The sequence below is a fragment of the Bradyrhizobium iriomotense genome (genome assembly GCF_018130765.1).
Lineage (GTDB): Bacteria > Pseudomonadota > Alphaproteobacteria > Rhizobiales > Xanthobacteraceae > Bradyrhizobium > Bradyrhizobium iriomotense_A.
Genome location: NZ_JAFCJZ010000006.1, coordinates 65,889 through 80,376, shown reverse-complemented (window position 1 = coordinate 80,376; position 14,488 = coordinate 65,889). Strand labels below are relative to the sequence as shown.

Sequence of the window (14,488 nt, the reverse complement as noted above, 5' to 3'; positions counted from 1 at the left end):
TTGAAAGTTGACAGGGACATTTGCCCGTCAGGGCCGCTTGTCAGGATCCTTTGGCGGCCAGAACCAGATCGGCGGCGCGGTCACCCGACCGGACCGATCCCTCGATGGTTGCCGGCAATCCCGTAGCAGTCCAGTCGCCGGCGAGGAACAGGTTTTTCAGCGCTGTGACCGGCCCCGGACGCAGGGCATTCTGGGCAGGCGTTGCCGCAAATGTGGCACGGCGCTCGCGCACGATCTGCCAAGGGGGCAATTGAGACGGCAGCTCGCCGGAGACGCCGCCCGCCTTGCAGACGTCGTTCCAGATCGCCTGCGCGAGCTCCTCGCGCGGCATGTCGACGAGACGATCGCCGTTGCTGATGGTCACCGAGAGCCGGTTCGGGAACGCGAACAGCCATTCCACGACGCCGCCGATCACGCCGAGGATCGGCGCCGAGCCCGGCGGCGGTGTGATGCGGAAATGCGCGTTGACGATGGCGCGGAATTCGGTTGGCGTCTTCAGGCCCGGCAGCAGGTTAGCTGCCGCGCGCGGGGGCACCGCCATCACGATGACGTCACCCGCTCCGAGCTGGATCAAATCCTCGCCGCCGAAGTTCAGCGCGGTCACCTTGCCGTTGGTGCTCGCGAACGAACGCAGCTCATGGCCGAGCTGAACGGTGTGGCCACGCTCCTGCAGAAACTTCACGGCGGGCTCGATGAGCACGGCGCTGAGGCCGTCGCGTGCGATCAGCGGACGGCAGGCCTGCCCGCCCGCAAGCAGCGTCTCGCGCACGATCGCGCCGGCGAGCCCGGCCGAGCCCTCGGGCGGATCGACGTTGAGCGCCGCCAGCAGCAACGGCTGCACCAGGCGCTGATAGAGGATGCCTTCGGTCGGAATGGACCTGCCGACCAGCGTCTCTTCCGACGCCCAGATCAGCGGCGCCAGCTTGAGATAATCGGTGAGGCCGGTGTCGGGCACGCGGCGGCCTTCGTCGAGCACCCAGGTCGGCCATCGGCCATCGCCGAGATCGATCTGCCAGCGCTGCCCGGTCTTGATGTCGACGAAGGGAAATTGTGCGCTGTCAGGACCGACAAGCCCCGCCTCGGTGCCGATCGAACGCGCATAAGCGCGCGCGTGGCTGTTGCCCGACAACAGCAGATGATTGCCGTTGTCGATGGTGAGATTGGTGGCACCGTCGAAATAGGACCGGCAGCGGCCGCCGGCCTGGTGCGTTGCCTCGTGCACGGCGACCTTGAAGCCGGCATTGGCGAGCCGCACGGCGGCGGAGAGGCCGGAAATTCCAGCACCGATGATGTGAGCTGTGTTTTGCATCAGATGAAAGCGTAACGGAGCAGGATCAAAATGCGTGTGATCTTCGACACACGCACGGGCTCGCGCGGCGCGTTGAAACCGCGCGCGATCAGGAGGTCCAGAATGGAATGATAGTATTTCGACATGATCCGCGGCGCGCGCACGGCGCGGCGCTTGTTGCGGTTCATGATCTCGTCCGACTTCTCGAAATGCGACTTCGCGCGCTGCGTCAGCGGCACGCAGACCTTCGGCAGCGCGCGCTCGGTGATGACGCGGTTCGGATCGTTGGAGGTGATGCCGGCATGCAGCAGCGCCTCGCGCGGCAAATAGAGCCGGCCGAGGCCGGCGTCCTCGTCGATGTCGCGCAGGATGTTGGTGAGCTGCAGCGCGCGGCCGAGATGGTGGGCAAGCAGGATGCCGTCTTCTTCCGGCATGCCGAACACGCGCACCGACAGCCGCCCCACGGCGCTGGCGACGCGATCGCAGTAGAGATCCAGCGTCGCCATGTCGGGCGCGCGGATGTCCTGCGGCACGTCCATCTCCATGCCGTCGACGATGGCCAGGAAATCCTCGCGCTTGAGCCCGAAGGTCTTCACCGAGGCGACGTAGTCCTTCAGCCTCGGCGGCGGATTGCCCTGATAGAGCGCGTCGATGTCGTTGCGCCACTCCTGGAGCGCGGCAAGCCGCTCGTCGCGCGGACCGTCGGAATCGGCGATGTCGTCGACCTGGCGGCAGAAGCTGTAGATCTGGAACATCGCCTCGCGCTGGTCGTGCGGCAGGATGCGCATCGCGGCATAGAACGAGCTGCCGGATGCGGTCGAGCCATAACTGGCGCCGGGCGTGGTCGCCTCAAGCGTCATGGGCAGTCCCCGGTCTGGAAATGGCCTTGCGTCCGATCGCGCGGCGGCCGACTTCGCCGATCATGCCGGCGAGGCTGAAGGTGAGAAGCTCGAACTTGTTCAGATGCACCCGCTCGCGCAAGGGATCGCGCACCTTCAAGAGGCGCACGATGCGGTCGGCATAGGCCTGGATCACCGAGACGTCGACGCCGAGGCGGAAATCCCGGATCTCTGCGGCTAGCGACCTGCCCTCATCGAGCAGCGCCTCGTTGCGCGCGGCGAGCGACTGCAGGCAGGCGAGCATCGCCGGCGGCGATTGCGCGAGTCCAAGCTGCTCGACCGAGGCGCCGTGTGCTGCCAGCGCATCGCGCGGCAGGTAGACGCGGTTGAGCTCGCGGAAATCCTTGCCGCAATCCTGCAGGTGGTTGTTGATCTGAAGGCCCGCGCAGAGCGCGTCCGATGCGGCCCAGGTCGAGGTGCTCTCGCCATGAACGTCGAGCATGAAGCGGCCGACCGGCATCGCCGAATAGCGGCAATAGTGGATGACCTCGTCCCAGGTCTCGTAGCGCAGCTTGGTCACGTCCATGCGGAAGGCGATGAGCACGTCGAGCGCGTGACGCGGCGCCATGCCGCGTTCGGCCAGCGCGCGGCGCAGGGTGACGGCCTCAAGCTGGGTGTCGCCCTTGCCAAGCAGTTCCGCCTCGAGCAGGTCGAGATAAGCGAGCTTCTGGTCGGGCGGCAGCGTGGCGTGGTCGGCGATGTCGTCGGCGGTGCGGACGAAATTGTAATAGGCCAGGATCAGGGCCCGATGACGCGGATGAATGATCCAGGACGCGACGGGAAAATTCTCGTCACGGTCACCTTTGCCGGATCGCAATTCGCTCGCAGAGGTCATCGAGGGCTGGTTAACAATCGTTTGGACAGGAAGGGCTTTTTCGCTCGCGCGGGCTCATGCCGGCGATGCCGCCGCGGCCCCCATATAGGGGAATACGGCCGCAAAACCAATCCTGCTCTCGATGGCAGCCCCTTCGCGGATCCGGCCCGAAAAGGCGGCCCGGGGGCCGCCCTGGGTGGGCCAATGGCCGAGCTTACTGGTTGTGGTTCTTCAGGACCTGGTCGCAGGCCTGGGAGATCTTGGCCCGGTTCTCCTTCAGGCAGGCCAGGATCGTGAAATCGCCCTGGTCGATGACCGGACGGCAGAACTTCTGCACATCGCGCGTGCAGGCCTTCTGCTCGGCATCCGTACCGCGTCCTGCCTGGGCAAAGGCCGCCGTCGAAAGGGATGCCGACAGCAGGGTGAGAGCGACGAGAAGCTTACGCATTGTATTCCTTCATTCTGACGGCAGAATCGCACCGATCCCGGGCTGCACAGGGCTGACGGCGGGAACGGATTGTTCTGATGGCAAGTGCCGCAGGGTAGCGGCCTCGGAGAAGGCACAAGCACTGGCAAATGCGGCCAAATTGGCGCCACACCCACCAAATCAGGTCTTCCCTGCGCCTTCATTGGCAGATGTAAGGGTTTGATACTACGTCATAATTCAGGCAGGGCGCATTTTACTGCACGGCTGTTGCAGCGCTGCATCTCCCCGCCCCGCCGTTTCGGCCGGAAACACGCCGAAACACGGCAAATCGCAAGGTCCGGCCCCTCGCCGGCGCCCGGTGAACCGCCGTCTCTGGTCCTGGCGCGTTGAACCTGACACAGGCTCGGAACACTAAACCTTCGATGTGGCGAGACGTCTTTAACCTTGAATGGACGTCGTTCCAAAACGGGATATTTGTGATGAAATTCTTTGGGCGATCTGGACTGGCAATCACTGCGGCCGGCGTTGGCGCTGCCCTGCTCTTTTCGGTTTCGGCAAGCCACGCACAATCGTCCGGACCGTTTGCCGGCTTCGACGGCGCGTGGACCGGCACCGGCACGGTTTCGCTGTCCGACGGCTCCACTGAACGCATCCGCTGCAAGGCCGACTACAAGGTCGCCGGCAGCGGTCTCAACCTCAAGCAGGCCCTGCACTGCGCCTCGGACAGCTACAAGTTCGACCTCACCAGCGACGTGACCAGCCAGGGCGATCGCATCTCCGGCAATTGGAGCGAGGCGAGCCGCAACATCTTCGGCAACCTCCAGGGCACCGCCGGCGGCGGCCAGATCGACGTGTTCGTCGAGGCCAACGGCTTTGCCGCCAATCTGTCGCTGCGCACCAACGGCACCAAGCAGACGGTGCAGATCTCTTCCAAGGGCGAGATCCGCGGCGTCAACATCACGATGACGAAGGGCTGATACCCCTTCGCAATCGATGAGAAACACGCCCCCGGTTCTCCGCGAGCCGGGGGCTTTTTGCTGACATGAACCATCTCCGCAGAAACCTGCTCAAAGCCATTGGGCTCTTCGCCGCCAGTCGCGCGTGGGCCAATGATCAACCGTCAATCAAGCGGGAGACGGACATGCAGCCTTCTGCGGTAAAGCCGCGCCACGTGCTCTGCTTTCTCGGCAAGGATGACAGCCTGCTGCACCCGCCGAAGGCGGTGACCAGGACGATCGCCGATTTCAACTTCGAGATCGACCGCACCTATTCGCAAGCCAAGCCCGATCCGCATATGGAGCGCTCGTTCGGCGTGTGCTGGGACCGCGTCTTCCCGAAGGCATGGTCTGCCGCCGACGAAGCGGGCGTGGCCAACCACAAGGCGGTGCTTTACGTGCTCAGCCCGCCGCTGGAGCAGCAGAAGGCGGTCGCCTATTCGGCGGCAGCCTTGCGCATCGTCGAGGAGATGATCGAGGCCGGCGCCACCGCCGTGAAGGGCGAGAGCGCGGGCGTCGCCCACGGCGTTGCGCGATGGCGCAGCCTCGCCGAGCAGGCACGCAACGGCGCAAAGACCGGCCAGGGCCTCGGCATCACGCCCGCCCTCGCCAAGGCGTGTCGTCTTGCCTTCGCCAAGCGCCCGCTCGGTGGCGATCGCTATTATGAGACCGTCGGCTATCACCTCGTCGGCCTGCCGGAGGTCTATGTCGCGAAATCGCGCGGCAACGAATGGTCCGCGGTGATGCTGATGGAGGAGATCGCCAACGCCATGGCCGAGCACGGCATCGACGTGACGCTACGCGATCGCAAGCTCACGCTCTCGCGGGAGCAGGACTACGCCGCGGACGACTTCAAGTTCAATCCGTACGGGATCGTCCGGATCGAGGCGTGAGTGCGAGGCGGCGTCTGCCGCCCCTCCCTCAGATCGCCCGCTTGTCCGCGCCCTGCAGCCTGGCGTGCAGATTGATCAGCCACATCGCCGTCGGCCTGAGGATGAAGAGGTCGGCGACAAGCGCCATGACCATCGAGAAGGCGCTGAGCCAGCCGAACAGCCGCAGCGACGGCAGGTCGGAGAACACGGTGACGACGAGGCCGCAGGCAAGCACCACCGTGGTCAGGATCAGCGCAGGTCCAACCAGCACGGTCGCCCGCTCGACCGCGAGCGCCGAGCCGACGCCCGGCTTGCTCTCGAGCCTCAGGCGATTGAGGAAGTGGATGGTGGCGCTGAGGCCGAGGCCAAATGAGACCGTGAGCGCGACGACGCTGGCGAATTGCAGCCCCTCGCCCATCGCCCACAGCACCGTTCCCGACATCACCACCGGGAAGATGCCCGGCAGGATGCAGGCGAGCATCACGACCCAGGAGCGGAAGGCAAGGCCGATGAAGATCGCGACCAGCGCGAATTCCACGGTGAGGCCGCGGTTCAGCTTCTCGATCATGCTGGCCGAGTTGCGCGCGGCAATCGCGGCAAGGCCGGTCACCGCGATCTCGTAGCCGGGATGCTTCTTGCGGACGGCGTCGAGCTCGGTATCGAGCTTGTCGACGATCGGCAGCAACTGGCTGGAATCCTTGTCCGGCACGCGGCCCGCGACCACCACGGCGTCCTGCTCGGCGTCGATGAAGCGCCGCACCAGATGCTCGGGGATGACACTGACATATTCCTTCAACGTCGCGACGTCGGCGCTGCCGGCCTTTTCCGCGAGCCAGCGGCGCAGGGTCTCGAGCGACCAGACGTTGCCGACGCCGGCCGCCTTCTCCACCGTCGCATGCACGTCAGCGATGGTCTGGAGCGTCTCCGGCGAATAGAGCGTTTCACCCTTGGGGAACTGGACCAGCACGTTGACCGGATTGGCGCCGGTCAGCTTGGCGTCGAGCCGGTCACTGGCGGCGACCGCCTGGCGCTTGTCCGGCACCTGGTCAGCGAGCCGGTAGCGCGGCTCCAGATTGGCGTAGATGACGCCGAGGCCGCCGACGAACAGCACCGCGATCAGGCTGAACAGGCCGGGCCGGCCGACCATGCGCACCGCGATCCAGTAGCAGAAATTGCGCAGCGCCTGGACACCGGCATCGGCGCCCTGGAACTTGACCGCAAACACCTTCTCGTTGCGCACGAACAGCACGCCGAAAACAGGCACCAGCGACAGCACCGCGACCAGCGCGATGATGGTGGCGGCCAGGCCCGCCTCGCCGAACTTGCGGATCAGGTCGGAGTTGGAGAACTGCAGCGCGATGAAGGAAATGCCGGCGGTGCCGTGCGTCAGTACGCAGGCCGGCCCCACCACCAGCACCGCGTTCTTGAACGCGGTGAACTTGTCCTGGCCCGCGATCAGCCGGTCGCGTGCGGCGAAGGTCAGCTGCATCGAGTCCGAGAAGCTGATGACCATGATGAGCGGCGTCATCACGTTCAGGAACATGTTGAGATTGAAATTGGCCCAGCCGAGCGCGCCGAGCGCCAGCAGGATCGCGATCATCGGCGGGAACGCCGCCGCGATCATGAAGGAGATCTTGCGGAAGAAGATGATGGCGATGACGCAGCCGGCGAGAATGCCGAGGATGTTGTAGGTGAGCCCGTCGCGCTCGACCGCGTTGCGGATCTCGAGCTGCATCACCGGCACGCCGGAGAGCTGCACGTTGAGCCCGGTGTCGCTGAGGTCTTCCTTCATCAGCGCGCGGATGTCGCCGACGGTCTTGGTCAGCTTGCTGGAGGCGACCACTTCGGGATCGAGCGACAGCACGATCAGCGCCAGCGTGCCGTCCTCCGACAGCAGCTTGCCGCGAATGATCTCGTTGTTCTTGACGGTTTCGATGAACTTGTCATAGGCCGCGCCTTCGGGCAGCTCGGGCGGGAACAGCGCCGCCGGCAGCTTGCCGGGCGCCGGCGCCTGGCGCGCCGAGAACAGCGAGACGAGGCCACGCGTGCCTTCGACCAGCTGCATGTCGGTGACGAAGTCCCGCAGCTTCTCAAGGTTGTTCCGTGCCAGCAGGGTCTTGCCCTCGACCACGACCAGGACGTCGAACTCCTCGGCCGGGAACTTCTTGGTCACCTCTTCATATTGCTTGAATTCGCGGGTGTCGGAACGGAACAGCTGCGACAGCGAATCGTCGATCTTGATCCGCTGGATGCCGAAGACGGCGCCGACGATCAGGGCGAGCAGGACGATGCAGGAGACGATCGGGGCCCGGACGGCGATCAGGCCGAGCCGCTCCAGCCCGAAGGCGATGGAGGACGCAGGTCCCTGCTCGACCTTGTCGACATGAACCTCACTCTCGCTGTGCTTTTCGAGCATGCCTTATCCAGTTCCTAAATCGGCTCGGTCTGTGAGCTTATTGCGCCCCGCGAACGGCTTGAAAACGCCATACCAATGGGAGGCTTGCCCCTTGAAAATGCGCGGAAAATCGCCGGCAGCGGTTTAGCAGGTCAAGAGCCCATCTCGCAAGCATGCGAAGCGTTACCAAATACATCAAGATGCGGCGATTTTTGCCGGAATGCCCGTCATTCGGGCAAGGCCGTGCCAATTCGACGCGGCGCCCGGTCCGCGCTCTCGTCCTTCAGCGCCACGCCGGTGACCTCCCGGGCCAGGCCCTCGCGGACCAGCCAGGCGATCTTGAAGGCGGCCTCGTCATGGCTCAACCCAGCCTTGTGGATGTTCGACACGCAATTGCGCTCGGCATCGGTGCGACCCGGCTTCGGCGCGAAGGTCAGGTAGGCGCCGAGACTGTCGGGCGCGGACAGGCCGGGCCGTTCGCCGATCAGCATCACGACCATGCGCGCACCGAGAATCGCGCCGATCTCGTCACCGAGCGCGACGCGCGCGCCTGAGGCGACGACGACAGGGCCGAGCGCGACAGCATCGCCCTGCGCGAGCAGCGGCAGCAGGCGCGCCACCAGCGCCGCCGCATGGGCGTGGACTGCCGCCGCCGAGAGGCCGTCGCCGATCACCAGCGCGAGCTGGCATGGCCCGGCAGCGCCTCGCGCGAGAGCTTCGGCGGAACCTTGATCGAGCTGTCGTCCGAGATCCGGCCGCCGCAGATAGTCCTTGCGGTCGACGGCCTGGCTCTTCACCTCGCTGACGGTGAGACCGAGCGCGCCGAGATCGGCGACCAGACGCGGCGCGTCAAAGGCCGCATGCACGGCATCGCGGGCGCGGGCATGGTCCAGCGTGAAATCGAGCAGCGGCTTTGTCGGCACACTCGCGCCGCTGCGGCCCAGCGCAACACGTGCGGGCGTGAACGACCGCAGATCGAGGGTTGGACGCGCCGGAATGGACTTGTCACTCATTCGGCGGGAACGGCGGCCTCGCGCAGCCGGATCGAATAGTTCGAGGCGTTCTGCTTACCGCTGGAGGCCGCGCGCGCAAAGGTGATGAGATGGTGCGCGATCATGGTGCAACCGATCAGGCCTTCGATGTCGCCGTGCTTGATGCGCCCAAGCGCAAACTTCCAGAACACCCGCTTATAATCTCCGAGCACGCCGACCTTCCAGAAGATGTTGCGCAACATGACGAGAGCGCGCCTGATATTGGGCCAGGTCTTCATCTCGTCCGCCACCGGCACCTTGAGGCGGTGCACGTAGACGTGGTCGCATTGATACTGAAAGCGCGCATAGACCTTCTCGGGCTCGTAGGCGACGCCCATGGCGTGCTTCCAGGATGCGACGACCTCATCATAGGGCAGCAGGAAGTCGACGTTGGAATCGCGCCCATCGTCCTCGATCAGGCGCCCTTCCCGCTCCAGACGGTCCCACAGCGGCGTCTTCGGCAGCGCCTGAAGCAGGTTGATGGTGAGCAGCGGAATCTGGGATTCCTCGATGAAATGCAGCAGCGCATCGGACGTGTTCGGCTTGTCGGTATCCAGCCCCATGATGATGCCGGAGACGACCTCCATGCCGTAGGAGTTGATGGTGCGCACGCCCTCGAGGATCGGGACCATCATGTTGTGGTCCTTGTGCATCGCGTGCAGCGCATCGGGATCGGGTGTCTCGATGCCGCAGAAGATGGTGAGGAACATGGCCTCGCGCATCTTCTCGAGGATCTCGGGGCGCTTGGCGATGTTGAGCGTCGCCTCGCAGGCGAGCCGCACCACGTAGCCGGTCTTCTTCTGCCATTCGATCAGATGCGGCAGCAGATCCATCGCCGCCTTGCGGTTGCCGATGAAATTGTCGTCGACGAAGTAGACCGTGTCGGTCATGCCGCATTCGCGCAGGCGGTCGAGCTCGGCGATGATCTGCTCCGGCGTCTTGATGCGCGGGTTGCGGCCGTAGAGGCCGGGGATGTCGCAGAACTCGCACTGATAGGGACAGCCGCTGGAATACTGGATGCTGCCGAGAAAGTATCTCTTCACGTCGGCAAGCTCGTAAGCCGGGATCGGAAACTCCGTCATCGGCACGCGGTCCTTGGTGGTGAGCACCACCTGTGCGTCAGGACGCGAGGTGTCGCGCGACAGAATCTCGAGCAGCTGGTTGGTGGCGTCGCCGAGCTCGCCGACATGGAGATAGTCGAACGACGGATAATAATCCGGGCAGGCGCTGACGGAGGGACCGCCGAGCGCGACCGGCAGATCGAACTCATGCGCGCGGCGGCAGATGTCGTTCATCTGCTGGCGCTGGATGTGCATGCCGCTGACGAAGACGGCTTCCGCCCATTCGAACTCCTCCTTGGTCGTGCGGCGGAGGTTCTCGTCGACGAATTTGACCTGCCAGTCCTTCGGAAGATAGGCGGAGATCAGCAGCAGGCCCTGCGGCGGCATGAAGGCGCGGACGCCATCGGTCAGGGGGTAGGAATGCTCGAACGTACCGAACGAGGACGTGTAGCGCGGAAACACGCAGAGAATCCGCCGGGACGTACCGTTGCTTTCAGCTCGCATCTAAGCTCCCCCGCCACGCTCGACCTGGTTGCGGAAATTGCCAGCCAGACACATAGCGTAATGCCGTCGCCGGAATTTCTCAATATTGTGGCATGAGCATAATTCCGAGGGGGGCCAATGGTTTCCTGGAGGCCTCCAGCCGCGTCACGCGATCAGTCGCGAGGCGAAATCGGGTAGCAGGCCTGCATCGCCGGCCAGGCGGAAATCAGCACCCGCAATGCCCGACTGCACCAGCCAGTCATCGAATTCCGGCGCGCGGCGCAGACCGAAGACGTCCCGGACATAGAGCGCGTCGTGAAACGACGTGGACTGGTAGTTCAGCATGACGTCGTCGGCGCCGGGGACGCCCATGATGAAGGTGACGCCGGCAGCCGCAAGCAGCGTCAGCAGATTGTCCATGTCGTCCTGGTCCGCCTCGGCATGGTTGGTATAGCAGATGTCGATGCCGAGCGGCAGGCCGAGCAGCTTGCCGCAAAAGTGATCCTCCAGCCCAGCGCGGATGATTTCCTTGCCGTCGTAGAGATATTCCGGGCCGATGAAGCCGACGACGCTGTTGACGAGGAGCGGCGCAAAAGCGCGCGCGACCGCATAGGCACGGGCCTCGCAGGTCTGCTGGTCGACGCCGTGATGAGCGCCCGCCGACAGCGCGGAGCCCTGGCCGGTCTCGAAATACATCACGTTCTGCCCGACCGTGCCGCGTTTCTGCGACAGGCCGGCCTCCTGCCCCTCCTTCAGCAGCGCGAGATCGATGCCAAAGCTGCGGTTGGCGGCCTCGGTGCCGGCGACCGACTGGAAGACGAGGTCGACCGGCACGCCCTGCCCGATCAGCGAAAGTGTCGTCGTGACGTGGGTGAGTACGCAAGCTTGCGTCGGGATCTTCAGCCGCGCGATGATCTCGTCGAGCAGCCGCAGCAATTGCGCGATCACGGCCGGATCGTCGCTGGCCGGATTGATGCCGATGCAGGCATCGCCAGCCCCCAGCAGGATGCCGTCGAGGATCGAGGCGGTGATGCCTCTGGCATCGTCGAACGGATGGTTCGGCTGCAGCCGCGTGCTCATCCGCCCCTTCAGGCCGATGGTGTTGCGGAAGGCGGTGGTGACCTGGCATTTCCGCGCCGCCAGGATCAAGTCCTGGTTGCGCATCAGCTTTGACACTGCAGCCGCCATCTCCGGGGTGATGCCGGGCGCCAGCTTGCGCAGGATGTCGGGCGTTGCGGCATCGGACAGCAACCAGTCGCGGAAGGCCCCGACGGTCAGCGATGCCACCGGCGCAAAGGCCCTGGCGTCATGGCTGTCGATGACGAGGCGGGTGACCTCGTCGGTCTCGTAGGGAATGACGGCTTCCTGCAGGAACTGGCCGAGCGGCACATCCGCGAGCGCCATCCGCGCCGCAATCATCTGCTCGGCGCTGGCAGCGGCAATTCCGGCCAGCCGGTCGCCGGAGCGCGGCGGGGTCGCCTTGGCGAGCAGGTCGCGCAGATCCGGGAATGTGTAGGTCGTGGCGTCGATGGTGTGGCGGTAGACCAAGGGCCTCTCCGGGGTTCGTCGGCCAACGGCCGAGTCCAAGACTATCCTGAAACTATACCTTCGGATCAAGACGCTGAAATATCTTACCTTTCATTCGACCAAGGACGAAGGGAGCCGACAGCCGCGTTAACGCCGCGTCCATCTTCGTTCCGCATAGTTTTGCATCAATTTCGCTCGAACTGCGCTCACCGGCCGCATCAGGCCATTCCGGGCCCCTGAACACCATGACATCCGACCGATCTGGGAATGCCGCCACCCTGGCAGGCCGCTTTACGCTTGCCACCAAGCTCTACGCGATCTTCGCGCTGTTCGCGCTGCTGACGGCGGCGATCGCGATGCTGTCCGACTACAACAGCCGCCGCAGCGCCGACCTGACCAGCGCGATCGAGACCGCGAATGCGGCCGCGCTGAACGTCGAGCGCGTCAACTCGCTGGTCTATGCGGTGGTAATGGAATCGCGTGGCGTCTACATGTCGACCGAGCCGGCGGTGGTGAAGAAATACGGCGAGGGCCTGCTCAAGTTCAACGCTCAGATCCTCGACGTCGTGAAGCGCTGGGAGACCATCGTCAAGGCCGACGATGCTGAGCAGTTCGCCACCTTCAAGAAGCGCATCGAACAGTTCGTCGAGTTCCGCAAGGAGCTGGTCCGCCGCGGCGTCGAGATCAACGCGGCCGCCGGCCGCGAATGGGGCGACAACGACGCCAATCGCGCGGTGCGCTCGGCGCTGAACAAGGATCTCGAGGCGCTGTCCAAGGTCTATGCCGAGCGCGCCAGGCAGATCGCGCACGAGACCGAGACCAACCGCACCCTGTCCTTCGTCCTGACCTGCCTCGGCGGCGTGGCGCTGGCCCTCGTCGTCATCGGCATCGTCATCATCGCCCGCTCGATCGCCCGGCCGCTTGCCGCGATCACCGCGACCATCAAGCAGGTCGCCGACGGCGCCGAGAACGTCGTGGTGCCGCACTCCGACCGCGCCGACGAGATCGGCGCACTCGCCCGCGCGATCCAGGTGTTCCAGGACGCGATGGGGCGCAACCGCAACCTCGCCTCGCAGGTCTCGCAGGATTCCGCTGCGCGCGAGGCGCGCGCCCGCCATATCGAGCAATCCGTCGAAGCCTTCCGCGAGGCGATCGGCGCGATCATGCGCGGCCTCAGCGACAACGCCGCCGTCATGCGCGAGACCGCGCAGACCATCACCCGCGTCACGGCCGATGCAAGCAGCCGCGCCGGCACGGCGGCGAATGCCACCGAGCAGGCCTCGCACAACGTCACGGCGGTCGCAGGCGCGGCCGAGGAGCTGTCGGCCTCGGTCGTGGAGATCGGCCGCCAGGTGCGGCAGAGCGCCGGCGCGGTCGAGCAGACCGGCCAGCGCACCGAGAAATCAATCGCGGAGATCGAAAGCCTTGCGGCTGCGACCCAGCGCATCGACGGCGTGCTCAGCCTGATCCAGGCGATCGCCGAGCAGACCAATCTGCTCGCGCTCAACGCCACCATCGAGGCCGCCCGCGCCGGCGATGCCGGCCGCGGCTTTGCCGTCGTCGCGCATGAAGTGAAAGCGCTGGCCGGACAGACCGCGAAAGCGACCGCCGACATCAGCGAGAACGTCGCGATGATCCAGGCCTCCACCCGCAACGCGGTCGATGCCGTGCGCGAGATCGGCGGCGCGGTGCGCGAGATCAACGAGGTCACGTCTGCCATTGCCGGCGCCGTCGGCCAACAGGACCAGGCCACGCGCGAGATCTCGTCCAACGCGCAAAGCGCCGCCCAAGGCAACGAGACCCTGGTCGCCAACATCACCTCGCTGCGCGACGCCATCGGCGAGACCGACACGGCGGCAGCATCCGTGCTGACGGCGGCGAGCAGCCTGACCGAGACCGCGGAGACGCTGTCACGGGAGGTGGAGACGTTCTTCCAGAACCTGCGCTCGGGGGCGGCGGACGGTCGCATCGCCAGGGCGGGATAGCGCGCGAAGCCGTCGGCGGCTCGCGCTCACACAAAAGTTGCGAAAACAACCCCATGCACAGTAGCCGGGGTCAGCGAAATCAATGGCTTGGCCGCCGGCGCGATGACTGCTGATTTTGCGAAATCCGTTTGACCAGTCGGGCAAAACACTGGCATGATGTCAGCATGGCCATGGCGCGCGGTTTCGCAACTACTTCAGGAATTCCGTCATCGGCTTGCCCTTGTCGACGACGAAGACGTTCATCATCTTCAGCGCCGTGTTGCCGCCGACCTTGAAGCCGGCGTGGGGAACGTCGCGCGCGTTGATGAGGGCGGCGCCGGTCGGCAGTTCCCGATGCGTGCCGTCAGGGAGGTCGAGCGTCGCGCCCTGGAGCACGTAGACGATCTCCTCGCCCGGATGGATGTGGCGGGCTAGCGCCTCACCCGGCGGCACCTCCACCACGACCACCACGACGTCCATGTCCTTGCCGGTGAGGTCGCCTCGTTTCAGCTCGGTTCTGGTAATCGCGCTCTGGGCGTTGGCCGGGCCAGTGAGAATTGCAAGCATCAGCAAAGGAATTGCAGACCGCATGTGCAGCGTCCCCCCCAATATCGATTGGCAATCAACAGCTCGGATGAACGAGCCGGACGTTAGCGTGCCCCGCGGGGCTGTGCCATCGATTTCGAGGCGCTGCAGCGCATCATGCGCCCACAAGGCGCCCTTCATGCGGTT

12 protein-coding genes are annotated in these 14,488 nt (G+C 65.1%); 3 read left to right on the top strand and 9 right to left on the bottom strand.

Translation table 11 applies throughout. The features are described 5' to 3' along the window. Positions 1 to 40: 40 nt before the first annotated feature. From hpnE to JQ635_RS13155, 4 genes are all read right to left on the bottom strand, one after another. Positions 41 to 1,309: a hydroxysqualene dehydroxylase HpnE gene (hpnE, locus tag JQ635_RS13170; protein ID WP_211410295.1), complete on the bottom strand. Its 1,269-nt coding sequence runs from the start codon at positions 1,307 to 1,309 to the stop codon at positions 41 to 43. After that, positions 1,309 to 2,148 (bottom strand): presqualene diphosphate synthase HpnD, encoded by an 840-nt coding sequence (gene hpnD, locus JQ635_RS13165; RefSeq protein WP_211410294.1) that lies wholly within the window; start codon positions 2,146 to 2,148, stop codon positions 1,309 to 1,311. Before hpnD ends, hpnE begins: the two co-directional genes overlap by 1 nt. Next, complete coding sequence (gene hpnC / locus JQ635_RS13160) at positions 2,138 to 3,022, bottom strand: squalene synthase HpnC (RefSeq protein WP_211410293.1); 885 nt, start codon at positions 3,020 to 3,022, stop codon at positions 2,138 to 2,140. The genes hpnD and hpnC overlap by 11 nt, the downstream gene beginning before the upstream one ends. 193 nt (positions 3,023 to 3,215) lie before the next feature. Beyond that, positions 3,216 to 3,449 carry a hypothetical protein gene (locus JQ635_RS13155; protein WP_014496823.1) on the bottom strand — a complete coding sequence of 78 codons (234 nt, stop codon included), beginning with the start codon at positions 3,447 to 3,449 and terminating at the stop codon, positions 3,216 to 3,218. Between the two features lie 458 nt (positions 3,450 to 3,907). Here JQ635_RS13155 and JQ635_RS13150 point away from each other — a divergent pair, with 458 nt between their 5' ends. Together JQ635_RS13150 and JQ635_RS13145 are read left to right on the top strand one after the other, a co-directional pair. Then, positions 3,908 to 4,405: a hypothetical protein gene (locus JQ635_RS13150; protein ID WP_018648252.1), complete on the top strand. Its 498-nt coding sequence runs from the start codon at positions 3,908 to 3,910 to the stop codon at positions 4,403 to 4,405. A 65-nt stretch (positions 4,406 to 4,470) separates the two neighbouring features. Then, complete coding sequence (locus JQ635_RS13145; protein WP_211410292.1) at positions 4,471 to 5,316, top strand: hypothetical protein; 846 nt, start codon at positions 4,471 to 4,473, stop codon at positions 5,314 to 5,316. Positions 5,317 to 5,344: 28 nt separating this feature from the next. On the opposite strand, the gene JQ635_RS13140 is transcribed toward JQ635_RS13145, so the two are convergent. The 4 genes from JQ635_RS13140 to JQ635_RS13125 all read right to left on the bottom strand — a co-directional run bounded on the left by JQ635_RS13140 (position 5,345) and on the right by JQ635_RS13125 (position 11,813). Further along, complete coding sequence (locus JQ635_RS13140) at positions 5,345 to 7,711, bottom strand: efflux RND transporter permease subunit (RefSeq protein WP_211410291.1); 2,367 nt, start codon at positions 7,709 to 7,711, stop codon at positions 5,345 to 5,347. Between the two features lie 206 nt (positions 7,712 to 7,917). Continuing rightward, on the bottom strand, positions 7,918 to 8,703 hold the full coding sequence (eutC, locus tag JQ635_RS13135) for an ethanolamine ammonia-lyase subunit EutC (protein ID WP_211410290.1): 786 nt from the start codon (positions 8,701 to 8,703) through the stop codon (positions 7,918 to 7,920). Next, complete coding sequence (locus JQ635_RS13130; RefSeq protein WP_211410289.1) at positions 8,700 to 10,286, bottom strand: B12-binding domain-containing radical SAM protein; 1,587 nt, start codon at positions 10,284 to 10,286, stop codon at positions 8,700 to 8,702. The genes eutC and JQ635_RS13130 overlap by 4 nt, the downstream gene beginning before the upstream one ends. 144 nt (positions 10,287 to 10,430) lie before the next feature. Then, complete coding sequence (locus tag JQ635_RS13125; protein ID WP_211410288.1) at positions 10,431 to 11,813, bottom strand: ethanolamine ammonia-lyase subunit EutB; 1,383 nt, start codon at positions 11,811 to 11,813, stop codon at positions 10,431 to 10,433. A gap of 224 nt (positions 11,814 to 12,037) precedes the next feature. On the opposite strand from JQ635_RS13125, the gene JQ635_RS13120 reads away from it, so the two are divergent. Continuing rightward, entirely contained in the window at positions 12,038 to 13,777 is a 1,740-nt protein-coding gene (locus tag JQ635_RS13120; RefSeq protein ID WP_211410287.1) for a methyl-accepting chemotaxis protein, read from the top strand. Between the two features lie 189 nt (positions 13,778 to 13,966). Here JQ635_RS13120 and JQ635_RS13115 read toward each other — a convergent pair whose 3' ends face one another. Further along, positions 13,967 to 14,347, bottom strand: a complete 381-nt coding sequence (locus JQ635_RS13115; RefSeq protein WP_246583509.1) for a cupin domain-containing protein — start codon at positions 14,345 to 14,347, stop codon at positions 13,967 to 13,969. Positions 14,348 to 14,488: the final 141 nt, after the last annotated feature.